21 protein-coding genes are annotated in these 24,410 nt (G+C 70.2%); 13 read left to right on the forward strand and 8 right to left on the reverse strand.

Annotated elements, in window-relative coordinates; genetic code table 11:
* Positions 1–25: 25 nt before the first annotated feature.
* From ACQEV2_RS26045 to ACQEV2_RS26060, 4 genes are read left to right on the forward strand one after another with little or no spacing between them, the layout of a single operon-like run.
* Positions 26–1,555 carry a GMC family oxidoreductase gene (locus ACQEV2_RS26045; protein ID WP_433046109.1) on the forward strand — a complete coding sequence of 510 codons (1,530 nt, stop codon included), beginning with the start codon at positions 26–28 and terminating at the stop codon, positions 1,553–1,555.
* A gap of 50 nt (positions 1,556–1,605) precedes the next feature.
* Positions 1,606–2,682, forward strand: a complete 1,077-nt coding sequence (locus ACQEV2_RS26050; RefSeq protein ID WP_433054767.1) for a quaternary amine ABC transporter ATP-binding protein — start codon at positions 1,606–1,608, stop codon at positions 2,680–2,682.
* A complete protein-coding gene (locus ACQEV2_RS26055) occupies positions 2,682–4,628 on the forward strand; it encodes an ABC transporter permease (protein WP_433046112.1) in 1,947 nt (648 codons plus the stop codon). The genes ACQEV2_RS26050 and ACQEV2_RS26055 overlap by 1 nt, the downstream gene beginning before the upstream one ends.
* A 1-nt stretch (position 4,629) precedes the next feature.
* Positions 4,630–5,598: an ABC transporter substrate-binding protein gene (locus ACQEV2_RS26060; protein WP_433046115.1), complete on the forward strand. Its 969-nt coding sequence runs from the start codon at positions 4,630–4,632 to the stop codon at positions 5,596–5,598.
* A gap of 24 nt (positions 5,599–5,622) precedes the next feature.
* Here ACQEV2_RS26060 and ACQEV2_RS26065 read toward each other — a convergent pair whose 3' ends face one another.
* Genes ACQEV2_RS26065 through ACQEV2_RS26075 form a run of 3 tightly spaced genes read right to left on the reverse strand, consistent with a single transcriptional unit; the run spans position 5,623 to position 7,378 of the window.
* Positions 5,623–6,405 (reverse strand): isocitrate lyase/PEP mutase family protein, encoded by a 783-nt coding sequence (locus ACQEV2_RS26065; protein ID WP_433046118.1) that lies wholly within the window; start codon positions 6,403–6,405, stop codon positions 5,623–5,625.
* Complete coding sequence (locus ACQEV2_RS26070) at positions 6,402–6,848, reverse strand: carboxymuconolactone decarboxylase family protein (RefSeq protein WP_433046121.1); 447 nt, start codon at positions 6,846–6,848, stop codon at positions 6,402–6,404. The genes ACQEV2_RS26065 and ACQEV2_RS26070 overlap by 4 nt, the downstream gene beginning before the upstream one ends.
* Positions 6,849–6,862: 14 nt before the next feature.
* On the reverse strand, positions 6,863–7,378 hold the full coding sequence (locus tag ACQEV2_RS26075) for a carboxymuconolactone decarboxylase family protein (protein ID WP_433046124.1): 516 nt from the start codon (positions 7,376–7,378) through the stop codon (positions 6,863–6,865).
* A 47-nt stretch (positions 7,379–7,425) separates the two neighbouring features.
* Between ACQEV2_RS26075 and ACQEV2_RS26080 the strand changes: the two genes are divergently transcribed.
* Positions 7,426–9,030, forward strand: coding sequence for a PLP-dependent aminotransferase family protein (locus tag ACQEV2_RS26080; RefSeq protein WP_433046127.1), 1,605 nt, complete (start codon positions 7,426–7,428; stop codon positions 9,028–9,030).
* 7 nt (positions 9,031–9,037) lie between these two features.
* Here the strand turns inward: ACQEV2_RS26080 and ACQEV2_RS26085 are convergent, their stop codons facing one another.
* Positions 9,038–9,955, reverse strand: a complete 918-nt coding sequence (locus ACQEV2_RS26085; protein WP_433046130.1) for a ScbA/BarX family gamma-butyrolactone biosynthesis protein — start codon at positions 9,953–9,955, stop codon at positions 9,038–9,040.
* 494 nt (positions 9,956–10,449) lie between these two features.
* Between ACQEV2_RS26085 and ACQEV2_RS26090 the strand changes: the two genes are divergently transcribed.
* The 8 genes from ACQEV2_RS26090 (at position 10,450) to ACQEV2_RS26125 (ending at position 17,608) form a co-directional block, all read left to right on the forward strand.
* Positions 10,450–11,532 carry a cytochrome P450 family protein gene (locus tag ACQEV2_RS26090; RefSeq protein WP_433046133.1) on the forward strand — a complete coding sequence of 361 codons (1,083 nt, stop codon included), beginning with the start codon at positions 10,450–10,452 and terminating at the stop codon, positions 11,530–11,532.
* A 26-nt stretch (positions 11,533–11,558) separates the two neighbouring features.
* The gene (locus ACQEV2_RS26095; protein WP_433046136.1) at positions 11,559–12,305 is read left to right on the forward strand and encodes an HAD family phosphatase; all 747 of its coding nucleotides are present in this window, start codon (positions 11,559–11,561) and stop codon (positions 12,303–12,305) included.
* Complete coding sequence (locus ACQEV2_RS26100) at positions 12,298–13,068, forward strand: SDR family NAD(P)-dependent oxidoreductase (protein WP_433046139.1); 771 nt, start codon at positions 12,298–12,300, stop codon at positions 13,066–13,068. The genes ACQEV2_RS26095 and ACQEV2_RS26100 overlap by 8 nt, the downstream gene beginning before the upstream one ends.
* A gap of 104 nt (positions 13,069–13,172) precedes the next feature.
* Positions 13,173–13,838 (forward strand): ScbR family autoregulator-binding transcription factor, encoded by a 666-nt coding sequence (locus tag ACQEV2_RS26105; RefSeq protein ID WP_433046142.1) that lies wholly within the window; start codon positions 13,173–13,175, stop codon positions 13,836–13,838.
* Positions 13,839–14,372: 534 nt separating this feature from the next.
* Complete coding sequence (locus tag ACQEV2_RS26110) at positions 14,373–15,164, forward strand: AfsR/SARP family transcriptional regulator (protein ID WP_433046145.1); 792 nt, start codon at positions 14,373–14,375, stop codon at positions 15,162–15,164.
* Between the two features lie 314 nt (positions 15,165–15,478).
* Entirely contained in the window at positions 15,479–16,300 is an 822-nt protein-coding gene (locus ACQEV2_RS26115; RefSeq protein WP_433046148.1) for an AfsR/SARP family transcriptional regulator, read from the forward strand.
* Between the two features lie 92 nt (positions 16,301–16,392).
* The gene (locus ACQEV2_RS26120) at positions 16,393–17,214 is read left to right on the forward strand and encodes a thioesterase II family protein (protein ID WP_433046151.1); all 822 of its coding nucleotides are present in this window, start codon (positions 16,393–16,395) and stop codon (positions 17,212–17,214) included.
* A gap of 127 nt (positions 17,215–17,341) precedes the next feature.
* On the forward strand, positions 17,342–17,608 hold the full coding sequence (locus tag ACQEV2_RS26125) for a phosphopantetheine-binding protein (protein ID WP_433046154.1): 267 nt from the start codon (positions 17,342–17,344) through the stop codon (positions 17,606–17,608).
* Positions 17,609–17,687: 79 nt separating this feature from the next.
* Here the strand turns inward: ACQEV2_RS26125 and ahcY are convergent, their stop codons facing one another.
* The 4 genes from ahcY to ACQEV2_RS26145 are packed head-to-tail and all read right to left on the reverse strand — an operon-like array spanning position 17,688 to position 24,409.
* Positions 17,688–19,118 carry an adenosylhomocysteinase gene (gene ahcY / locus ACQEV2_RS26130; RefSeq protein WP_433046157.1) on the reverse strand — a complete coding sequence of 477 codons (1,431 nt, stop codon included), beginning with the start codon at positions 19,116–19,118 and terminating at the stop codon, positions 17,688–17,690.
* Positions 19,108–19,965: a methylenetetrahydrofolate reductase [NAD(P)H] gene (gene metF / locus ACQEV2_RS26135; RefSeq protein ID WP_433046160.1), complete on the reverse strand. Its 858-nt coding sequence runs from the start codon at positions 19,963–19,965 to the stop codon at positions 19,108–19,110. Before metF ends, ahcY begins: the two co-directional genes overlap by 11 nt.
* A complete protein-coding gene (metH, locus tag ACQEV2_RS26140; RefSeq protein WP_433046163.1) occupies positions 19,962–23,429 on the reverse strand; it encodes a methionine synthase in 3,468 nt (1,155 codons plus the stop codon). Before metH ends, metF begins: the two co-directional genes overlap by 4 nt.
* Complete coding sequence (locus tag ACQEV2_RS26145) at positions 23,426–24,409, reverse strand: carbohydrate kinase family protein (protein WP_433046166.1); 984 nt, start codon at positions 24,407–24,409, stop codon at positions 23,426–23,428. Before ACQEV2_RS26145 ends, metH begins: the two co-directional genes overlap by 4 nt.
* Between the last annotated feature and the right edge of the window lies 1 nt (position 24,410).

The raw sequence follows: 24,410 nt of genomic DNA on the forward strand, positions 1-24,410 counted from the left end.
TCAACCCCCCTTGGAGTACCACCCCATGCCCGAGAAGACCCACGAGTACGACTACGTCGTCATCGGCGGCGGCACCGCAGGGTCCGTCATCGCCTCCCGTCTCACCGAGAACCCCGACGTCACCGTCGCCGTCATCGAGGGCGGCCCCAGCGACGTCGGCCGCGACGACGTCCTCACCCTGCGCCGGTGGATGGGCCTGCTCGGCGGCGAGCTGGACTACGACTACCCCACCACCGAGCAGCCCCGCGGCAACTCGCACATCCGGCACAGCCGCGCCCGCGTGCTCGGCGGCTGCTCCTCGCACAACACCCTCATCGCCTTCAAGCCGCTGCCGTCCGACTGGGACGAGTGGGAGGAGGCCGGCGCCAAGGGCTGGGGCGCGGTGCCGATGGAGGCGTATTACGCCCGGCTGGAGAACAACATCGTCCCGGTCGACGAGAAGGACCGGAACGCCATCGCCCGCGACTTCGTCGACGCGGCCCAGGGCGCGCTCGGCGTCCCGCGCGTCGAAGGCTTCAACAAGCAGCCCTTCAATGAGGGCGTCGGCTTCTTCGACCTCGCCTACCACCCCGAGGACAACAAGCGTTCGTCGGCGTCCGTGGCGTATCTGCACCCGGTGATGGACGAGCGCGACAACCTCACCATCCTGCTGGAGACCTGGGCGTACCAGCTGGAGCTCGACGGCACCCGCGCCGAGGGCGTGCACGTGCGCACCAAGGGCGGCGAGGAACTGCTGATACGGGCCCGGCGCGAGGTCGTCCTCTGCGCGGGCGCCGTCGACTCGCCCCGCCTGCTGCTGCACTCCGGCATCGGACCGAAGGCGGACCTGGAGGCGCTCGGCATACCCGTGGCGCTCGACCTGCCGGGCGTCGGCGAGAACCTGCTCGACCACCCCGAGTCGGTGATCGTCTGGGAGACCCACGGCCCGATCCCCGACAACTCCGCGATGGATTCGGATGCCGGGCTGTTCGTGCGGCGCGATCCCGAACACCAGGGCCCCGACCTGATGTTCCACTTCTACCAGATCCCGTTCACGGACAACCCGGAGCGACTGGGCTATGAGCGGCCGGAGTTCGGGGTGTCCATGACCCCGAACATCCCCAAGCCCAGGAGCCGCGGCCGGCTGTATCTGACCAGCGCCGACCCGTCGGTGAAGCCCGCCCTCGACTTCCGCTACTTCACGGACGAGGACGACTACGACGGGCGGACCCTGGTCGACGGGATCAGGATCGCCCGCGAGATCGCCAAGACCGAGCCGCTCGCCGGCTGGCTCAAGCGCGAGGTGTGCCCCGGCCCGGACGTCACGGGCGACGAGGAGCTCAGCGAGTACGCCCGCAAGGTCGCGCACACCGTGTACCACCCGGCGGGCACCTGCCGTATGGGCGCCGCCGACGACGAACTGGCCGTGGTGGACCCGCAGTTGCGGATCCGCGGACTGGATGGAATCCGAATCGCCGACGCCTCCGTGTTCCCGACGATGACCGCAGTGAACCCGATGATCGGGGTGCTCATGGTCGGGGAGAAGGCGGCGGACCTGATGGGAGGTGAGGCGTGATGAGTACGACTCCTGAGACGACGCCGAAGAACACGACGACCGAGAACACGATGCCCCAGAACACGACGCCCGAGACCCGCAAGCCGCCGACCGCGGCGCCGGTCTTCTCCGTCGAGGGCCTGTGGAAGGTCTTCGGTCCGAAGGCGCACCGGGTCCCCGCCGACCCGGAGCTCGCCGCGCTCGCCCCCGCCGAGCTGCGCACGCGCACCGGCTGCACGGCGGCGGTGCGGGACGTCTCCTTCGACGTCCGCAAGGGCGAGGTCTTCGTCGTCATGGGCCTGTCCGGCTCCGGCAAGTCCACGCTGGTCCGCTGTCTGACCCGGCTGATCGAGCCCACCTCCGGCACGATCGCCATCGACGGCGAGGACGTCCGCGCCATGGACAAGACCCGGCTGCGCGAACTGCGCCGCCACCGCGCCGCGATGGTCTTCCAGCACTTCGGCCTGCTGCCGCACCGCACGGTCCTGGACAACGTGGCGTACGGACTGGAGATCCAGGGCGTCGGCAAGGCGGAGCGCCGCGAGCGGGCCGCCCAGGTCGTCGCCAAGGTCGGCCTGGAGGGCATGGAGCACCGCAGGCCCGGCCAGCTGTCCGGCGGTCAGCGTCAGCGCGTCGGCCTCGCGCGGGCGCTGGCGGTGGACCCCGAGGTCCTGCTCTTCGACGAGCCGTTCAGCGCGCTCGACCCGCTGATCCGGCGGGACATGCAGGAGGAGGTCGTCCGCCTGCACCGCGAGGAGGGCCGCACGATGGTCTTCATCACCCACGACCTCAACGAGGCGCTCAAGCTGGGCGACCGCATCGCGCTCATGCGTGACGGCGCCGTGGTCCAGCTGGGCACCCCGGAGGAGATCGTCGGCTCCCCGGCCGACGACTACGTCCGCGAGTTCGTCCGCGACGTCCCGCGCGAACAGGTCATGACGGTCCGTACGGCGATGAGGACCGCGTCGGCGAGCGAGCAGGGCAGCGGCCCGGCGGTCGCGCCGGACGCGACGGTGTCCGAGGCGATCGAGGCGGTGGCACGGGCGGGCGCCCCGGCGCGCGTGGTCGACGAGGGCCGGTGCGTCGGGGTGGTGGACTCGGAGGCGCTGCTCGAGGTGGTGGCCGGGACTGCCAAGGAGACGGTCTGATGGCAACGATCACCGCACCGACTCCCCGTGGCCTCCCCGCGATCCTGAGAAACCGGGCCGCCGCCAAGCTCGCCCTGCTGGCGCTCGCCGCCGCGATCCTCGTGCCGCTGGCCAACGCCCGCTGGGCGAGCGGCAGCTGGCCGGACGCCCTGACCGTCGACCTCACCGACCCCCTCACCAGGACCAGCGCCTGGATCATCGACAACCGGGACAGCCACCCCCTGTTCCTCTACTTCTTCGGCCACATCAGCAACGCGGTCGTCGTCTCCGTACGCGCCGTCTACCTGGTCCTGCTCGCCGCGGGCTGGGCCGGCGTCACGGCCGCCGCGTCCCTGATCGCCTGGCGCGTCGCGGGCTGGCGGCTCGCTGCCGGTACCGGCGTCGCGTTCCTGGCCTGCGGTGTCCTCGGCATGTGGATCCCGACCATGCAGACCCTCGCGCTGATGGTCGTGGCGGTCCTCGCCTCGGTCGTCGTCGGTGGGCTGCTGGGCCTCGCCTCGGGGCTGTCCGACCGTATGGACCGGGCCCTGCGCCCCCTCCTGGACACCATGCAGGTGCTCCCGGCGTACGCCTACCTGCTCCCCGTCGTCCTGGTCTTCGGCATGGGCGTCCCCGCCGCCGTCCTGGCCACCGTCGTCTACGCCGCCCCGCCGATGGCCCGCCTCACCGCCCTCGGCCTGCGCGGCGCCGACAAGGAGGTGCTGGAGGCGGTCGAGTCGCTCGGCGCCACCGCACGGCAGCGCCTGCTGACCGCCCGTATCCCGCTGGCCCGCAAGGAACTCCTCCTCGGCCTCAACCAGACGATCATGATGGCGCTGTCGATGGCGGTCATCGCGTCGGTCATCGGCGCGGGCGGCCTCGGTGACCGCGTCTACCAGGCGCTGGCCTCGGTCGACGTCGGCGCGGCACTGGCCGCCGGCATCCCGATCGTGCTGCTCGCCGTCGTACTGGACCGGGTGACCGGCGCGGCAGGGGAGCGCCTCGGCGACGAGCCGCAGCCGAACGGCCGCTCGCGCTGGGTGTACGCCCTGGCCGGCGCCGTGGCCGTGGCGGTGGCCGGACGTCTCACCGGCCGCCTCGACTGGCCCGACGCCTGGACCCTGAACATCGCCGAGCCGGTCAACCGCGCCGTCGACTGGATGACCGACCACCTCTACTCCGGCGTGCCCGTCATCGGCGGCACCGCCGACTGGGCGGCCCACTTCACGACCTGGATCCTCGACCCGGTGCGGGACGGCCTGCAGTGGCTGCCCTGGTGGTCGGTGCTGCTGATCGTCGCCGCCCTCGCCTGGCTGATCGGCACCTGGCGCACCGCGCTCACCGCCGTGCTCGCCATGGCCGCGATCGGCGTCCTCGGCGTGTGGGGCCCGTCGCTCGACACCCTGTCCCAGGTCCTGGCGGCCGTCGCCGTCACCCTGGTCCTCGGCTTCGCGACCGGCGTCGCGGCGGCGCGCAGCGACCGCTTCGAGCGGCTGCTGCGCCCCGTGCTGGACGTCTTCCAGACGATGCCGCAGTTCGTGTACCTGATCCCGGTCGTGGCCCTGTTCGGCGTGGGCCGCGCCCCCGCGGTCGCCGCGGCCGTCGTCTACGCCCTGCCCGCCGTCGTCCGCATCACCACCCAGGGCCTGCGCCAGGTCGACCCGGCCGCCCTGGAGTCGGCCCGCTCGCTCGGCGCGACCCCCGCCCAGCAGCTGCGGCAGGTCCAGCTTCCGCTGGCCCGCCCGGCGTTGCTGCTCGCCGTCAACCAGGGCGTGGTCCTGGTCCTCGCCGTCGTCATCATCGGCGGCCTGGTCGGCGGTGGCGCGCTCGGCTACGACGTCGTCTTCGGCCTCGCCCAGGGCGACCTGGCGACCGGTCTGGTGGCCGGCGCGGCGATCGTCTGCCTGGGCCTGATGCTGGACCGGGTGACACAGCCGACGGAACGCCGCACGAGGAAGGGAGCCTGACATGCGTATTCGTATCCGTACGACTGCCGCAGTGGCCGGCGTGTCCTCGCTGTCGTTGCTGCTGCTGAACGGCTGCGGCGCCGCCGACATGACCAAGCAGGCCTCGCCCTTCGCCAACGCCCAGGGCGCCAAGTCCGTGACCCTGTCCGTGCAGTCCTGGGTCGGCGCACAGGCCAACGTGGCCGTCGCCCAGTACCTGCTGGAGCACGAGCTCGGCTACCGCGTCGACACCGTGCAGATCGACGAGGTGCCCGCCTGGGACGCGCTCAGCCAGGGCCGGGTCGACGCGATCATGGAGGACTGGGGCCACCCGGACGAGGAGCAGCTGTACGTCAAGGACAAGAAGACGATCGTGCCCGGCGGCGACCTCGGGGTCACCGGGCACATCGGCTGGTACGTCCCGACGTACTTCGCCAAGGCCCACCCGGACGTCACCGACTGGAAGAACCTCAACAAGTACGCGGATCAGATGCGCACGGCGGAGAGCGGCGGCAAGGGCCAGCTGATGGACGGCTCGCCCTCCTACGTCACCAACGACAAGGCGCTGGTGAACAACCTGGACCTGGACTACCAGGTGGTGTTCGCCGGTTCGGAGGCCGCGCAGATCACGCAGATCAAACAGTTCGCCAAGGAGAAGAAGCCCTTCCTGACGTACTGGTACGAACCGCAGTGGCTGTTCAAGAAGGTCCCGATGACCGAAGTGAAGCTGCCGGCGTACAAGGAGGGCTGCGACGCGGACCCGGAGAAGGTCGCCTGCGCCTACCCGCACACCCCGCTGCAGAAGTACCTCAACGCGGACTTCGCGAAGGACGGCGGTGCGGCAGCGGCCCTGCTGAAGAAGTTCAAGTGGACGACCGAGGACCAGAACGAGGTCTCCCTGATGATCGCCGAGCAGAAGCTGTCGCCCGAGGAGGCGGCGAAGAAGTGGGCGGACAGCCACGAGTCCACGTGGAAGGCGTGGCTGTCCTGACGGACCGTGTGGCTGTCCTGACCGTCACTTCATGAGGCCGGCCGCGAGATCGGCCGCGATGCCACGCAGGGCCTGAGTGGCCCGGCGCTGGAGTCCTGGCCCGAACGTGATCCGGGTGGCCCCGAGTTCACCGAGTTCGGTGGGCGAGGGGCCGTCCCCGGTCACCGTGCCGTGCACATTGATCGGCCCCTGGATCCCGGACCGCAGCAGCGGCAGTACGTCGGTGGGGGCGCCGATCGGATACACGCAGTCGGCGCCCGCGGCGACGTACAACGCCGCCCGCTCGATGGCCCGTTCGGCGGCCTGCTTGGGGCCGGCGGCACCGGGCGGGCGGATGAAGGTGTCGATCCGGGCGTTGACGAAGAGCCGGTCGGCGGCGGCGTGCCGTACCTCGGCGAGCCAGTCGGCGTGTGCGCGCGGGTCCTTCAGGGCCCCGTCCGCGGAGTCCTCGAGGTTGCAGCCGACGGCGCCCGTCTCCAGCAGCCGCTCCACCAGCTCCTTCGGCGCGATCCCGTACCCGTCCTCGATGTCCGCCGACACCGGCACGTCGACGGCCCGAACGATCCGCGCGACCGCCGCGAACATCTCGTCGGCCGGGGTCTGCCCGTCCTCGTGGCCGAGGGCGGCGGCGACCCCCGCGCTGGGCGTGGCGAGGGCCGGGAACCCGGCCTCGACGAAGGCGCGGGCGCTGGCGGCGTCCCAGGGGCCGGGCAGGACGAGCGGGTCGCCGGGGGAGCGGCGGCGGTGGAGTGCGCGTAAGGCTTCGACCTTGGTCACTGCGCCGGCCTGGGTCACGGTTTCGGTCATGGTGTGTATCCCCCTGGTGGAATGCGTCGGCCGACCATCATCCGGTTCCAGTTGTTGATGGCGACGACCAGGCCGATGAGATGGGCGAGTTCGGACTCGTCGAAGTGCGCGGCGGCACGGTCGTACACCTCGTCCGGCACAAAGCCGTCCGTGAGGACGGTGACCGACTCGGTCAGCGCGAGCGCGGCCCGCTCCCGCTCGTCGAACACGTCCTCGGCCTCCTCCCACGCGGCCAGCAGATCGAGCTGCCGCTCGCTCACGCCGTGCTCGCGGGCGAGGGCGAGGTGCATGTCGAGACAGAAGGCGCAGTGGTTGAGTTGCGAGGCCCGGATGACGACGAGCTCGGCGAGGGCCGGGTCGCCGAGGCCCCTCTTCGCGGTCGCGCTGAGCGCGGACATGGCCTGCCCGACGGCAGGGTCGAGCAGCCGCGTGCGTGGGCTCACCGATGCGCGGGCGCTCACAGGTGCTGGCCGGGCTGGTAGTGGCCCGGGGCCATACGGCAGGTCACCCCGAACCGGTTCCAGGCGTTGATCACCGTGATCGCGGCGATGAGCTGGGCGAGCTCGGCCTCCTCGAAGTGCTTGGCGGCCTTCTCGTACACGTCGTCGGGCACGAACCCGTCCGTCAGTACGGTCACGGCCTCCGTCAGCTCGATCGCCGCGAGCTCCTTCGGGGTGTAGAAGTGCGCCGACTCCTCCCAGGCGCCGAGCTGCACGATCCGCTCGACGCTCTCGCCCGCCGCGAGCGCGTCCTTGGTGTGCATGTCCAGGCAGAAGGCGCAGTGATTGATCTGCGAGGCGCGGATCTTCACCAGCTCGTACAGCTTCGGCTCGAGCCCCTTCCGGGCGGCCGCGTCGAGCCGGATCATCGCCTTGTAGACGTCGGGGGCATGCTCGGCCCAGCTCAGCCGGGCGGGCCGCTCGGGGGCGTACTCCACTGTGGTGACCGTGGCAGTGCTGTCTGTCGTCGACATGATCTCGACCCTAGGAGGGAAGCAGCCCGGGAGTATGGTCCATTTCCATGCCGAAACCTTGGGCCACTCTGGGCATCGACCTCCACCTGGAACCGGCGGGCCCGGGCCTGCGCCGCGGCCTGAGCGACGCCCTGCGTGAGGCGGTCCGCACAGGCCGCCTCGCCCCCGGCACCCGCCTGCCCTCCTCCCGCTCCCTCGCCGCCGACCTGGGCGTTGCCCGCAACACGGTCGCCGAGGCCTACGCCGAACTGGTCGCCGAGGGCTGGCTCACCGCCCGCCAGGGGTCGGGGACACGGGTGGCCGACCGGGCGGTGATGCCGGGAGCGGGCGCGCCGGCGTCACCGGGTGCTCCGGCGTCACCGGGTGCTCCGGCGTCACCGGGTGCTCCGGCGGGTGCTCCGGCGGGTGCTCCGGTGTCACCCCATGCCCCCGCCCCACCCCGTCTCACCGCCCTGACCTCACCTGGCGTCACCGCCCTCACTTCGCCCCGCGTCACGGCCCCACCCCACCCGGAACGCCGCCGGCCCGCCTACGACCTCGTCCCCGGCACCCCGGACCTCTCCGCCTTCCCCCGCACGGAGTGGCTCAAGGCGGCCCGCCGAGCCTTCCTCGCCGCCCCGCACCAGGCCCTCGGCTACGGCGACCCGCGCGGCCGCGCCGAACTGCGCACCGCCCTCGCCGGCTACCTCTCCCGCGCGCGGGGCGTGCGAGCCGACCCCGAGTGCATCGTGGTGTGCGCGGGTTTCGTGCACGGCCTGCAACTGCTCGCCAGGGTGCTGCGGGCGCGCGGGACGGAGACGGTGGCGGTGGAGTCGTACGGCCTGCCGCCGCACTGGAGACAACTGACGGCGGCCGGACTGGCCACCGCCCCGCTCCCCTTCGACGAACTGGGCACGAACCCCGAGGAGTTGACGCAAGAGGGGTCAGGGGCCGACACAGGGCCTGGTGCAGGTGCGGGGCCCGGTGCAGGTGCAGGCGCGGTGCTCCTCACCCCGGCCCACCAGTTCCCCATGGGCGTACCCCTGCACCGCGACCGCCGGGCGACGGTGGTGGACTGGGCGCGCCGCACCGGAGGCCTCGTCCTGGAGGACGACTACGACGGCGAGTTCCGCTACGACCGCCAGCCCGTAGGCGCGCTCCAGGGCCTGGACCCCGACCACGTCGTCTATCTGGGCACGGCCAGCAAGTCCCTCGCCCCCGGTCTGCGGCTGGCCTGGATGGTGCTGCCGCCGACGCTGGTGCGGGAGGTGACGGCGGCCAAGGGCGGCATGGACACCTGCAGCGTCCTGGACCAGCTGACCCTGGCGGAGTTCCTGACGTCCGGCGCCTACGACCGCCATGTCCGCGCCGCCCGCCTGCGCTACCGCCGCCGCAGGGACGCCCTGGTCCGCGCCCTGGCCACGCACGCGCCCCACCTCCACGTCACCGGCATCGCGGCCGGTCTCCACGTCGTCCTCCGCCTCCCACCGGGCACGGAACAGTCCGTCGTCCAGGCGGCGAACTGGCAGGGCCTGGCCCTCCACGGCCTGACCTTCTACCGCCACGAGTCCGCAGCGACGGAGCCGTTGGACGCGCTGGTCGTGGGGTACGGGACGCCGCCGGATCACGCGTGGGCGGGGGCGCTGGAGGCGTTGTGCCGGGTGTTGCCGTGAGAACGGCTCACGGGCAGTGGAGCGGGCCGGTCAGGAGGGACCTGAAGACCGGCTGGCCGGCCTGATGCCCCGTCACCTCGATGGTCCCCAGGTCGCGTTCCTGCGAGGCGGCCGGTGTCGCCTCGATGGTGCACGCCTCGTCGATCTCCGCGTAGCGGTGGAAGACGGTGGAGATGGCGGACGGTGTGATCGTGTACGGCATCACGAGCGCGCACGCGGCTTGTCGGGCCGCCTCCAGAAGGACCATCCCCGGGTAGTGGTCGCCGGTGTGGTCGAACAGGACCGGGTGGTCCGGATCGGGCGTCAGCAGCCAGCGGTTGGGCTGCTCGGTGGGCGAGAGCACCACGTCCTCCGGCCGGGCGCGTCCGACCGTGGCCGCCGGCATCGTGGGACGCGGCAGGCCACGCCGACTGCTCATGTCGCAGTCGAGGCGGCTGCCGCGCAGCCGCCGGTAGACGGCGGGCGAGATGCAGGTGAACCGGCCTCCGCCGGCGCCGACCGCTTTGCCGTCGCGCCGTATGGACAGCTCCATACGGAATCCGGTGGCCTTGCCACCCCGGAAGGCGATGTCCGTGCACACGGCGCTCAACTCCACGTCGGTGGGCGTGGAGCCGATGTGCAGTTGATCGAGCTCGGCGCTGAACCCGAGGTCCCACATGACGAAGTGGTGCCCGAGCGGGACTCCGAGTTCGGCGTGGGCCAGGAGCAGGCCGGCCTGGCGAAACGTCTCGGCGGTGAGCAGCGGGTCGTGGCTGCTGCCGTCCGCGGCCTGGAAGAAGGTGTGCGCTCGCGGCCACTGGCCGGAGAGCGAGAAGTGGGTGTCGCTCTGCCTGGCACACCCGGTGAGGAAGACCTCGGCCAGGCTTGCGCGGTGGACGTACTCCTTTGGAACCGTGGTGGTCAGCCCCGGAACGTCAGGCGTCAAGACATGGGTCTGCAGCGAAGTCAAGGACAACTCGATTCCCCCGGTGAGTCGCTGAAAGCGTGTCCGAGCAAGTAAGATACGGACCTACCGGTTTGGTTCTCAATCGCAGCCTGGCAAAGGATCGGTCAAGCGTTCGGATTCCGTGGTTCGGGAGTCGGCGGCTCAGGATGAGCGGCTCCGACGCCGAATGGACAGCAATCCTGTAGCAAAGCGCGCCTTTTCCTTTACGATCGCGGGGTCGCCGGTGCCGTCAGCGTTAGCAACCACTTCTGGGCACCGGTCTGTCCACCGCGATTTCCGTACCGTGGGACCGGCGTTTAGGGGGAAGCCGACCGATGGAAGAACCAACCGTCCCTGCTCTCTTGGACCCCAGTGGGCGGGATGTCCACGCTGAAGCAGCATGTCTGCGCGCACGCGGTCCGGCCACCCGGGTCGAGCTGCCCGGAGGAGTCGCCGCATGGGCGATCACCGAGCATGAACTGATCAAGCGTCTGATGGCGGACCCCCGGGTCTCCAAGGACGCCCACCGCCACTGGCCCGCCTGGATCGACGGCGAGGTGGACGACGCATGGCCGCTTGCCATGTGGGTTTCCGTGCGCAGCATGCTCACCGCCTACGGTGAGGAGCACCGGCGCCTGCGCCGATTGGTGGCCGGTGCCTTCACCGCCCGGCGTACCACCCTGCTCCAGCCGAGGATCACCGAGATCGTCCACGAGCTGATCGAGCGGCTGGCAGGCCTGCCGAAAGACCAACCGGTCGATCTCCGCCAGGAGTTCGCCCGCCCGCTGCCCATCAAGGTGATCTGCGAGATGCTCGGCCTGGCCGAGGCCGGGCGTGAGGATCTGCACCGCGTGGTCGACGTGTTGTTCACCACGACGACCACCTCCGAACAAGCTCAGGCCAACCAGGTCGAGTTGTACCTCCTGCTCAGCGACCTCGTGGCCCGCAAGCGGCGCGAACCGGGCCCGGACATGACCAGCGACCTCATCGCGGTGCGCGACGAAGGCGGTGCGGGACTGACCGAGAAGGAGCTCGTGGACACCCTCCTGCTGATCATCGGGGCAGGCCACGAGACGACCGTCAATCTGCTGGACCAGGCGATCGTCGCTCTCCTCACGCACCCTGACCAACTGCGTATGGCCCAGCAGGGGACGGTCTCCTGGGAGGCGGTGGTGGACGAGACGCTGCGCTCGCAGGCGCCGGTCGCCACGGTCCTGTTCCGCTTCGCGGTGGAGGACATCGATCTCCCGGGCGCACGCATACCCAAGGGCGAACCGATTGTGTTCTCCCTGGCCGCGGCCGGCCGCGATCCGGAGCGACACGGGCCGGACGCCGACCGTTTCGACGCCTCCCGGAGCACCAGCCGGGACCACCTCGCCTTCGGGCACGGCGCCCACCACTGCCTGGGCCGGCCGCTGGCGACACTCGAGGCGACCACGGCACTGGCGGCCCTGTTCGAACGCTTCCCGCACATGCGGCTGGCCGTGCCGCGGCGGCAGCTGCGTCCGCTCGAGTCCTTCATATCCACCGGCCACCGTGAGCTTCCGGTGGTCCTGACGCCCGGGGCCGCGCAGTGAGCCCCGCAGCCGAGGAGACACAAGACGTGTCCACCGCTGTGCAGCACCTCCGGCTCGCCGCGGTCAACATCGACGGCGTCCTGCTCAACGACACCTTCAGCCCCGTCATCCGGCAGATGGTGGTCGAGCGGGGCGGCGAGTACACCCCCGAGGTCGAGTACGCCCTCTTCTCCCAGACCCAGCTCGTGGCCGCCCAGGCGTTCGCCGAGGCTGCGAAGGTGACCATGTCCCCGCAGGAACTCGTGGACACCTATCTGCGGGAGCGCGAGCGCTACCTCGTCCGGCATCCGGTGCGGGTGCTCGACGGCGCGGCGGAACTGCTCACCCGGCTGCGTGCCATGGGACTGCGCATCGTGTGCTACGGCGGATTGGACAAGACGCACTTCGACCGCCATCTCGGCCCGCTGGCCCACTTCTTCGACGGCCCCGGCTACGTGTGCACCGACCGCTTCCGCCCCGGGATCAGCGAGATCACCCAGGACATCTTCCAACTGCCGTACGACCGTGTCCTCTTCGTCGACGACGTGGCCAGGTTCGCCGAGGAGGCCCGTCGGCTCGGGGTGCCCTTCATCGGCCGTCCCAGCGACTTCGAGCACGGCCACCAGCACACCCTGATGCGGCGGGCCGGCGTACGGCATCTGGTGCGCGGCCTGCACGACATCGACGAGGCTCTGCTGCGCACCGTGGACGCCGAAGCGGCCGCGGGCACGTGCTGGGAGGACGCGGGTTCCCCGGCTGCCGCCCCCGGCCGCGAGGGAGCGATCCGTGACTGACAGCGACGGCCCGCTGAGCGGGAAGGTCGTGGTCATCACCGGGGCCAGCAGCGGCATCGGTGCGGCCGCGGCCGGGGTCTTCGCCCGGCAGGGAGCCCGCCTGGTGCTGTCGGCGCGCCGCGAGGAACGGCTGCGCGAACTCGTCCGCCGGCTGGGCGAGGAGGGCGCCACGGCGAGCTACGTCGTCGCCGACGTCTCGCGCGGCGAGGACGCCCGGACGATCGTGGAGCACGCGATGTCCCGGTACGGAAGGCTGGACGCGGCCTTCAACAACGCCGGGGTCGGCATCGAGAAGGCTCCGCTGCACCTGATCGACGACGACGCCTACGAGCACGTCATGGCCACCAACGTGCGCGGGGTGTGGAACTGCCTGCGCCACGAGATCGCCGCCATGCTCACCTGTGGGGGAGGAGCGATCGTCAACACCAGCAGTGTCGGCGGCCTGGTCGCCTCCTCGACGGCCGCGCCGTACATCGCCTCCAAGCACGCCGTCATCGGCCTGACGAAGGCGGCCGCGGTCGAGTACGCCGCCCACGGCATCCGGGTCAACGCGATCGCTCCCGGTCTCACCCGCTCGGAGCTGGTCGACGCCTGGTTCACGCGGCACCCGGAGGCGGAGCAGAAGGCATACCGTTCGGCCCCCCAGGGGCGGGCGGCCGATCCGGAGGAGGTGGCCGAGGCAGCGGCATGGCTGTGCAGCGACCGGGCCTCCTTCGTCACCGGGGCGACGGTCCCGGTGGATGGAGGACGCATCGCCTGGTGAGCTGCCCTCTCCCGGGCCCAATGTCGCCGAGCGGCTGTTCTTCACTCCGAGTGTTCCGTAAAGTACGGCATGTTTGGTTTAATTTTTATTCAAAGGAGGGTCTCATGGCTCAGCAGGAGAGGGCTGTCCGGACCCGACGTGCTGTTCTTGAGGCAGCCGCCGCCGTCTTCGCGGAGCGCGGGTACGCGGCCGCCACCATCGCCGAGATCCTGAGCAGGGCCGGCGTCACCAAAGGTGCCCTGTACTTCCACTTCAACTCCAAGGCGGCCCTGGCCCAGGGCGTCCTCCAGGCGCAGATAACGGCGGAATACCACCTGCCGCGGGAGCTGAAGCTGCAGGAGTGGGTGGACGCGGGCATGACCCTCGCCAAGCGCCTGCCCCAGGAGCCGCTGCTGCTCGCCGGTGTCCGGCTCTCCGCAGACCTGCAAGGGCGGGATGTCTTCGGAAGCGCCTGGCCGGCATGGGCCGAAGTGACCGCGTCGTTCCTGGCGGACGCCAAGGAGCGGGGCGAAGTACTCCCGCACGTGGTGCCCGCGGAAGCTGCCCAGGTCTTCCTCGGTGCGTGGATCGGGGTGCAGTTCGTCTCGCAGGCTGCCGCCGACTGGGCAGACCTGGAGGAACGCATGTCGTCTCTGTTCAACTACGTGCTCCCCGCGATCGCGGCTCCGGCCGTCCTTGCCCGGCTCGACACCGCGCCCGACCGGGGCGCCCGGGTGATAGCCGAGGCGAAGCAGCAGCCTCCGGTGGCCTTGGCCGCGGCCGGCACCTGACAGCGGTCGACTCCGCCGAAACGACTGTCCTGGCCCGCCGCGCACTGATCCGCGCGGCCGAAGACCTCTGCGACCGCGCACTGATCCGCGCGGCCGCAGGGGTCTTCGTCAGTGAGGGACGCGTACCGGCCTTGCCGCTTGAGCCGGCGAGCGGGTCGATGTGAGCAAGGGGCTCGTACTTCCCCTTCCCGGGCAAGGACGTCCTGGCCCGCCCCATGGAGGAGGCGGCGGCGCCCGCTGAATCAGCCGATGTGGTGATGCGTGCCGGTTTCCGGCCGGACGGCGACGTCGCACGTGAAGGCGTCGAACGGTCACGTCGCCGACGGACATGGGGTGCCTCCCGATGGGCAGTGGAGACGGGCGGTGAGCACGAGCAGGTGTGCCTGCAGCCGCAGGCGCCGTACAGGCATCCGGGAGCCAGCAGGTCGATAGTACGTCCATTGACAAACCGCATGGACTGTTTTTAACTCGGTGTTCTACTCGCCCTGATGGCGAGATTCGACGGCGCTTACAGCGACGACTGGGGGAATTGGCGTGGACATCCAGGTACTGGGCACCCTCGGAGTGCGAGAAGAAGGGGTGTCCATCACTCCCACGGCACCCAAGGCGCGACGGGTGCTGGCACTGCTGGCTCTGCACGCTGATCAACCCGTGTCCGTCTCGGCGTTGGTCGAGGAGCTCTGGGGCGAACGGCCGCCGCGTAGCGCTCGTACCACCCTGCAGACCTATGTGCTGCAGCTGCGCGAGCTGATCACCACCGCCCTCGACGCGGGCACCGCGGAACCGGTGACGGCCAAGGACATCCTCGTGACGTGCCCCGGCGGTTATCTGTTGAACACGCGGGGCGGCGCCAGCGACGTGCGCGAGTTCGACCGGCTGGCGGGTCTCGGTTACCGGGCCATGGACGCCGGCGACCACACGCGTGCGGCACGTCTGTTGCGCGAGGCCCTGGCCCTGTGGAGCGGCGCGCCCTTCGCGGACGTTCAGTCGGGCCCGCAGCTGGAGATCGAGGCGCGTCGCCTGCAAGAGAGCCGGCTCTGCGCTCTCGACCAGCGCATCGAGGCGGACCTGAGGCTGGGCCGGCACCGCGAACTGCTGCCCGAACTGACCGTCCTCGTCAGCCAGTACCGCACGCACGAGAACCTCCACGGGCAGTTCATGGTGGCGCTGCAGCGCTCCGGCCGCCGCGGTGAAGCCCTCGACGTGTACCGCTTGCTGCGTACCACCCTCGTGCGGGAGATGGGCATCGAACCGTCGACGGCCCTCAGCCGTCTGCAGCGCTCCATCCTGCTGGCCGGTCCCGACAAGGTGCCGGTGTCGAGCTGAGAGCCCGTATCTGATCCGCGGGTTCCGGGCCGCACGATCGAGTTCCTGGACCGATCGCCGCCCGTCACGCGTGCGTGGCCGCGACCGGCCGTCCCGTGCCGTTCGGCAACAGACGGCATCAGGTTCTGAGCGAAAGCCGCTCGCAAGGTGCTGCATCGCCGTGCCGGCGCCCGTTCCGTAGCGGGTGGAGGGCAACTTGACGGGGGCTCAAGGAAAACGGTGTGGCCGATTTCTGGCCGTTACGGTGCATGCAGCGCACCCGCTCTTCGAACGCACGCTCGAGGAGAAGAAAGACGCGAAGGGGGATCGGAAACATGAGGATTCAGATACTGGGTCCACTCAGTGCCGAGATCGGTGGTGTGCCGATCGCGCCGACAGCGAGCAAACCGCGACAGATCCTGGCGCTGCTCGCGCTGTACCCAGGCCGTGTGATGCCCGTACCGACTTTGATGGAGGAGATCTGGGGCGGAGAACCGCCGGTCAGTGCCCTCACCACCTTGCAGACCTACATCCTTCAACTGCGCCGGCGGCTCGGCACGGCCATGGGGCCCGACTCCGCGCGCAACGCCAAGGACGTCCTGGCCACTCGGCACGGGGGATACGTCCTGCAGATCGCCCCCGACAGCGTCGACGTGCACGCCTACGAGCGGCTCTCGGCCGCGGGGCGTGCGGCGTTCGAGGCCGGCGATGACGCGCACGCGGCAGAAACGCTGCGTCAGGCGCTGGACCTCTGGCAGGGCCCGGCCCTGGTCGACGTACGCGTCGGACCGTTGCTGACCATCGAGACAGTCCGCCTGGAGGAGAGCAGGCTCGGCACGATGGAACGGCGGATCGACGCCGAACTGCGCCTGGGAAGGCACACCGAGCTGATCGCCGAACTCAGGGACCTCATCGCGCGCCACCCCCAGCACGAAGGGCTGCACTCGCAGGCCATGGTGGCGCTGTACCGCTCGGGCCGGCAGGCCGCGGCACTCGACGTCTACCGTCAGCTGCGCGTACGGCTCATCGAGGAACTGGGCGTGGAACCGTCGCCTCAGCTGCAGCGCCTGCACCAGGCCATGCTGAGCGTGGACCCCGCGCTGGACATCGCCGCGGGTCCCCGCCGTGGCTCGACCTTCGACCTCTACACATCCTGACTCGTTCGACCGTTGTGACCGCTTCGAGCCCGCCTCTAGCACCGTCAGCGAGGCTGATGGGACCCGCGGAACCAGGGTCGAGGAGGGCGGACATGGCAGACAAGGCGGCACCCGTACGGCTGTACTGCTTCGCGCACGCTGGGGCCGGAGTCTCTGCCTTCCACGGCTGGGCGCGCCTCTTGGGTCCCACCGTCGAGACCGTGCCCGTGCTGCTGCCGGGCCGGGAGAGCCGACGGCGTGAACCGCGTCTGACCGACCGGTCGGCACTCGTCGCCGACCTGCTGGAACGCGTCAGGCCCGAGCCGGACCGGACGTACGTCCTGTACGGGCACAGCCTGGGCGCCATGGTGGCCTACACCCTCACCAAGGCTCTGCAGGAGCGGGGACTCCCGCTTCCCGCCCTGCTGGCCGTCGGTGCCTGCCCGCCGCCGGACCGGGCCAGCGAACTGTCCGACAACTCTCACACCTTCGACGCCACCCTGATGGACCGGCTCCGCACCATGGGAGCCGTGCCCGACGGAGCGGTGCCGGGCGACTACTGGCACCGGGCGTTGCTGCCCGTGCTGTGCGACGATCTGCGCCTGGCGCACGCGCTGCGCGTCGCGGCCCGCCGCACCGCGGACCGCGACGGCCGGGTGCCGGTGCCGCTGCTCGCCGTCTCCGGAGACCGCGACCCGCTGGCACCGCCCTCCGTCGTCGACGGCTGGCGCGGATGGAGCGCCGGTCCGGTGGTGACGCGCACGGTCTCCGGCGACCACTTCTTCGTACGAGAAGGTGCGCTGCCCCGCCTCCTCGGGCGTGCCATCCGTGTCGTACGGCGCGTTGGTTCCGCCGCCGCGGCGGGGCCGGGCGTTCTGGCCACGCCCCACGATGAGCTGCGGCGGCCCGGCTCACGAGCCCTCGTGGCCCGGTGATACGCGTGGCGTCCCCGCCGGGACCCGGGCCGCCGCCCGGTACCGCACCAGGCCAGGCATCGCTGATGACCCCTCACCGACCAACTCACCGCTGAACGTGCTCGGCACGAGAAAGAGAGAGCCACCGATGCAATCGCTCGACATCAAGGATCTGGTCGTCCTGCTGCGCACCAACGCCGGTGACAGCGACACCTACGACCTGGACGGCGAGGTCCTGGACGTTCCGTTCTCCGAGCTCAGCTACGACTCGCTGGCCCTGTTGCAGGTCACCGGCGCCATCGAGCGCGACCACGGCGTCGCCCTCGACGAGGAGGCCCTGGAGGAGGCCGAGACCCCGCGCCAGTACCTCGACGTCGTCAACCGGGTGCTCGCGGACGCTGCCCGCGCGGCCTGACCGACGGCGTCCTCGGACACCGTTTCGCACAGCTCAGGGGGGCGGTCCTGCGGACCGCCCCCCTTCGTGGTGCTCGTGTTCAGTAGCGGTAGTGGTCCGGCTTGTACGGGCCCTCGACGTCGACGCCGATGTACGCGGCCTGCTCGGGGCGCAGCTTGGTCAGCTTCACGCCGAGCGCGTCCAGGTGGAGGCGGGCGACCTTCTCGTCCAGGTGCTTGGGCAGCGTGTACACACCGGTCGGATAGGCGTCCGGCTTGGTGAACAGCTCGATCTGGGCCAGCGTCTGGTCCGCGAAGGAGTTGGACATCACGAACGACGGGTGACCGGTGGCGTTGCCCAGGTTCAGCAGCCGCCCCTCCGACAGCACGATGATCACCTTGCCGTCGGGGAAGGTCCAGGTGTGGACCTGCGGCTTGACCTCGTCCTTGACGATGCCCGGGACCTTCGCCAGACCCGCCATGTCGATCTCGTTGTCGAAGTGGCCGATGTTCCCCACGATCGCCTGGTGCTTCATCCGGGCCATGTCCGAGGCCATGATGATGTCCTTGTTGCCGGTCGTGGTGATGAAGATGTCCGCGGTGTCGACGACCTCGTCCAGGGTCGTGACCTGGTAGCCGTCCATCGCCGCCTGCAGCGCGCAGATCGGGTCGATCTCGGTGACGATCACACGGGCACCCTGCCCGCGCAACGACTCCGCGCAGCCCTTGCCCACGTCCCCGTAACCACACACGACCGCCGTCTTGCCACCGATCAGGACGTCGGTGGCACGGTTGATGCCGTCGATCAGGGAGTGCCGGCAGCCGTACTTGTTGTCGAACTTCGACTTCGTCACGGCATCGTTGACGTTGATCGCCGGGAACAGCAGAGTCCCGTCGCGCTGCATCTCGTACAGGCGATGGACACCCGTCGTGGTCTCCTCGGTCACACCCCGGATCTCGGAGGCGATGGCGGTCCAGTCGAGCGAGCTCGCCTCCAACAGCGCGCGCACGGCGGCGAGTTCCTCATTGTCGGCCGTCGGTAGCTCGCCCGTCTTCGCGTACTCGACGCCCTTGTGGACGAGGAGCGTGGCGTCACCGCCGTCGTCCAGGATCATGTTCGGGCCGCCGGTGGGCGTGTTCGGCCAGGTCAGCGCCTGCTCCGTGCACCACCAGTACTCCTCCAGCGTCTCGCCCTTCCAGGCGAAGACCGGGATGCCCTGCGGATCGTCCGGGGTGCCGTTCGGGCCGACGGCGATCGCGGCGGCCGCGTGGTCCTGGGTGGAGAAGATGTTGCAGGACGCCCAGCGCACCTGCGCACCCAGCGCGGCCAGGGTCTCGATCAGCACGGCCGTCTGCACCGTCATGTGCAACGAGCCCGTGATCCGGGCACCGGCCAGCGGCTGCGCCTCGGCATACTCCTTACGGATCGCCATCAGACCGGGCATCTCATGCTCGGCGAGGGTGATCTCCTTACGGCCGAACTCGGCCAGGGACAGGTCGGCGACCTTGAAGTCCGTGAACTCAGGTGACACGAATGCTCCTTGAACTGATGACGTTACGGTGGATGTCCAGGGCCGCGGTGGACCTGTTCAGGGTGATGTAGTGCAGTCCGGGCGCGCCCTCGGCGAGAAGGCGTTCGGCCATGGCGGTGGCGTACTCGACGCCGATGCGGTGGCCCGTGGCGGGATCGTCGCGGGCGGCTTCCAGTCGGTGGGCCAGGTCCTCGGGGAAGGCGGCGTCGCTCAATTCGGCGAACCGGCGGATCTGGCGTACGTCGGTGGCGGGCATGATCTCGGGGATGATCGGGATGTCGCATCCGGCCGCGGCCACCCGGTCCCGCAGCCGCAGATAGTCCTCGACGTGGAAGAACATCTGCGTGATGGCGTAGTCGGCGCCGGCACGGCACTTGGCGACGAAGTGCCGGATGTCGGTGTCCCAGTCGGGTGAGCGGGGATGCCGCTCGGGGAAGGCGGCCACGCCGATGGTGAAGTCCCCCAGGGAGCGGACGAGTTCGACCAGTTGGTACGCGTGGGTGAAGCCGTCCGGGTGTGGCACCCACGGCCCCTTGGGCGCGCCCGGGGGGTCGCCGCGCAGGGCGAGGACGTCCCTGATTCCGGCGTCCGCGTAGGCACCGATGATGTGCCGCAACTCGGCCACCGAGTGGCCCACGGCGGTCAGATGCGCGACCGGGCGGAGGGTCGTCTCCGCCGCGATACGTCGGGTGACCTCGATGGTCCGGTCCCGGGAGGAGCCGCCCGCGCCGTAGGTCACGGAGACGAAGTCCGGCCGCAGCGCCTCTGCTCGGCGGACCGCCTGCCACAGCGTCTGCTCGCCGGCGGCCGTCTTCGGTGGGAAGAACTCGAAGGAAAAGCTCGTCATGCGCGGCCTCCCGCGTTGAAGTAGCTCGCCTGCGGGTGGTGGACGACGATCGCGTCCGTGGACTGCTCGGGGTGCAGCTGGAACTCCTCCGACAGGTGGACGCCGATGCGCTCCGGCTGGAGCAGACCGGCGATCTTCGCCCGGTCCTCCAGGTCGGGGCAGGCCGGATAGCCCAGCGAGTAGCGGCAGCCCTGGTACTCGGTGCGCAGCATCCCCGCCAGGTCCGCCGGCTCCTGTCCCGCTATACCGAGCTCGGCACGGACACGGGCGTGCCAGTACTCGGCCAGCGCCTCCGCCAACTGGACGGACAGGCCGTGCAGTTCGAGGTAGTCACGGTAGGCGTCGGCCGCGAACAGCCGCGCGGTCTCCGTTCCGATCCTCGAGCCGACCGTCACCACCTGGAGGCCGACCACATCGGTCTCCCCGGACTCCTCGGGGCGGAAGAAGTCGGCCAGGCACAGGCGGCGGCCGCGGCTCTGGCGCGGGAAGGTGAAGCGGGTGCTTTCGTTGCCGTGCTCGTCCAGGAGGATCAGGTCGTCGTCCTTGGAGACGCACGGGAAGTAGCCGTAGACCACGGCCGCTTCGAGGAGGTTCTCCGTCTGGAGCTTGTCGAGCAGACCGCGCAGCCGGGGGCGGCCCTCGGCCTCGACCAGGTCCTTCGTCAGCCCCCACTGCCCCCGGAACAGAGCCGTCTCGTCGAGCCAGGAGGCGTACTCCTTGAGCTGGATGCCCTTGACGACGCGGGTGCCCCAGAACGGCGGTGTGGGGAGGGGGTTGTCGGTGGCGACGTCGGAGCGGACGTGGCCTTCCTCGGGGCGCTCCTCCACCACGGCCGCGGCGGCGGCGGTGGTCCTGACCCGGCGCTGCTTGAGCTCGGGGAGCTTGGCGCCGGGCACGCCGCGCTTGACGCCGATGAGGGCGTCCATCAGGCGCAGGCCCTCGAACGCGTCGCGGGCGTAGCGGACTTCGCCCTGGTAGATCTCGTGCAGGTCCTGCTCGACGTAGGCGCGGGTGAGGGCGGCGCCGCCCAGAATGACCGGGTAATCCGCGGCCAGGCCGCGCTGGTTGAGCTCCTCCAGGTTCTCCTTCATGATCACCGTGGACTTCACCAGCAGCCCGGACATACCGATCACATCCGCCCGGTGCTCCTCGGCCGCCTCCAGGATCGCCGAGACCGGCTGCTTGATGCCCAGATTCACCACCGTGTAGCCGTTGTTGGACAAGATGATGTCCACCAGGTTCTTGCCGATGTCGTGCACATCACCGCGCACCGTGGCCAGCACGATGGTGCCCTTGCCCTCAGAGTCCGACTTCTCCATGTGCGGCTCGAGATAGGCGACAGCGGCCTTCATCACCTCCGCCGACTGCAGCACGAACGGCAACTGCATCTGACCGGAGCCGAACAGCTCACCGACCACCTTCATGCCGTCCAGCAGCGTCTCATTGACGATGTCCAGGGCCGGCCGGTCCTGCAGGGCCGCATCCAGGTCGGCCTCCAGGCCGTTGCGCTCACCGTCGATGATGCGCCGCTTCAAGCGCTCCTCCAGCGGCAGCGCGGCCAGTTCCTCGGCCTTGCCCGCCTTCAGCGACTTCGCGGTGGCCCCTTCGAAGAGCTGCATGAGCTTCTGCAGCGGGTCGTAGCCCTCGGCACGACGGTCGTAGATCAGGTCGAGGGCGGTGGTCACCTCTTCCTCGCTGAACCGGGCGATCGGCAGGATCTTCGAGGCGTGCACGATCGCCGAGTCCAGGCCCGCCTTGACACACTCGTCCAGGAAGACGGAGTTGAGCAGGATGCGGGCGGCCGGGTTGAGACCGAAGGAAATGTTCGACAGGCCCAGCGTGGTCTGCACCTGCGGGTGGCGGCGCTTGAGTTCGCGGATCGCCTCGATGGTGGCGATGCCGTCCTTGCGGGACTCCTCCTGGCCGGTGCAGATGGTGAAGGTCAGGGTGTCGATGAGGATGTCGCACTCGTGGATCCCGCAGTTCCCGGTGAGGTCGGCGATCAGCCGTTCGGCGATCTCCACCTTCTTCTCCGGGGTGCGGGCCTGGCCCTCCTCGTCGATGGTCAGCGCGATCAGCGCCGCGCCGTGCTCCCGGGCGAGCTCGGTGACCTTCGCGAAGCGGGACTCCGGACCGTCGCCGTCCTCGTAGTTGACCGAGTTGATCACCGCCCGCCCGCCGAGCTTCTCCAGACCGGCCCGGATCACGTCGACCTCGGTGGAGTCCAGCACGATCGGCAGCGTGGAGGCGGTGGCGAAACGGCCCGCCAGTTCCTCCATGTCGGCCACCCCGTCACGGCCGACGTAGTCCACACACAGATCGAGCATGTGCGCGCCCTCGCGGATCTGCTCGCGCGCCATCTCCACACAGTCGTCCCAGCGGCCCTCCAGCATCGCCTCACGGAACTTCTTCGAGCCGTTGGCGTTGGTGCGCTCACCGATGGCCAGGTAGGAGGTGTCCTGCCGGAACGGCACCGTCTGATAGAGGGAAGCCGCCCCCGGCTCCGGACGCGGCTCCCGCTCGGTCGGAGTGACGCCGCGGACCCGCTCGACCAACTGGCGCAGATGCTCCGGCGTCGTACCGCAACAGCCGCCCACCAGCGACAGGCCGTACTCGCGTACGAATGACTCCTGAGCGTCCGCCAGGCCCTCCGGGCCAAGCGGGAAATGCGCGCCGTCCCTGGTCAGCACGGGCAGGCCCGCGTTCGGCATGCACAGCAGCGGGATACGGGAGTGCCGGGCCAAGTGGCGCAGGTGCTCACTCATCTCGGCCGGACCCGTCGAGCAGTTCAGGCCGATCATGTCGATGCCCAGCGGCTCCAGCGCGGTCAGCGCGGCGCCGATCTCCGAACCGAGCAGCATCGTGCCGGTCGTCTCGAAGGCCATCGAGACGAGCAGCGGCACCTCGCTGCCGGTCGCCTCCATGGCACGCCGGGCGCCCAGGACCGATGACTTCGTCTGCAGCAGGTCCTGCGTGGTCTCCACGATCAGGGCGTCCGCGCCGCCGGCGAGCAGGCCCTCGGCGTTCGCCTGGAAGCCGTCCCGCAGCGGGCCGTAGCCGATGTGGCCGAGGGTCGGCAGCTTCGTACCGGGTCCCATCGACCCCAGCACCCACCGTGGACGGCCGTCGCCGGCGCTCCAGGCGTCGGCCGCCTCCCGGGCGATACGGGCGCCCGCCTCCGACAGCTCGTACACCCGGTCGGCGATGTCGTACTCCGCCATCGCCGAGTGGTTGGCACCGAAGGTGTTGGTCTCCACGCAGTCCACGCCCGCCGCGAAGTACGCGTCGTGCACGGAGCGGACGATGTCCGGCCGGGTGACGTTGAGGACCTCGTTGCAGCCCTCCAGCTGCTGGAAGTCCTCCAGAGTCGGATCATGGGCCTGGAGCATGGTGCCCATCGCTCCGTCGGCCACCACGACCCGGGAGGCGAGGGCCTCCCGCAGAGTCTCGGAAGACGCCGTCATGCCGGGACCTCCACGTGGCGTGTGATGTGCGCGGCGGCATCCGGGCCGTACGCATCGGCGATACGGGCGGACAGACCGTCGGCCGTCAGCCGGTACTCCTGGGTGCCGACGCTCTCCAGGACCGTTGTGGCGAGGGTGCAGCCGAGCTGGGCCGCCCGTTCCTCCGGCAGCCCGCCGGCCACCCCGGCGAGGTAACCCGCGCGGAAGCCGTCGCCCACGCCCGTGGGATCGGCCGCCTGCTTGGCCGGCACGGCCGGTACGGTCAGCACCCTGTCGCCGGCGGAGGCGAGCGTCACCCCGTCGGCGCCCCGGGTGGTGATCCAGGTGCCCACGCGATCCAGCACCTGCTGCTCGGTCCAGCCCGTTCTCTCGCACAGCAGCGCGGACTCGTACTCGTTGGCGAACAGCAGGCGCGCACCGTCGACCAGTCGGCGGGCCTCCTCGCGTTCCAGACGCGCCAGTTGCTGCGAGGGGTCGGCGGCGACGGGGATGCCGAGCTCCTGGCACTCCCGGGTGTGGCGCAGCATGGCCCGCGGATCGTCGGGTGCGATGACGGCGAGGTCGGGGCTTCCGGTGCGAGCGGCGATCTCGGGCAGGCTGATGTCGCGGGACTCCACCATCGCGCCCGCGTAGAAGGCCGCGATCTGGTTCTGCTGCTCGTCCGTGATGCACATGAACCGGGCTGTCTGGTGCCGTGTCGTCACTCTCACAGGGCGAGTGTCGACACCGTGCGCCCGCAACCAGGCTCCGTACTCGGCGAAGTCGGCGCCCGCGGCACCTACCAGCAAGGGCGACAGACCCAGCAGTCCCAGGCCGAAGGCGATGTTGGCCGCGACACCGCCCCGGCGTATGTGGAGGTCGTCCACCAGGAAGGACAGCGAGACACTGGCGAGCCGGTCGGGCAACAGCTGCTCGCTGAAGTGCCCCGGAAACGTCATCAGATGGTCGGTGGCGATGGATCCGGTGACGGCGATCCGCATG

Source organism: Streptomyces sp. CA-251387, from assembly GCF_050936625.1.
Taxonomy (GTDB): domain Bacteria; phylum Actinomycetota; class Actinomycetes; order Streptomycetales; family Streptomycetaceae; genus Streptomyces.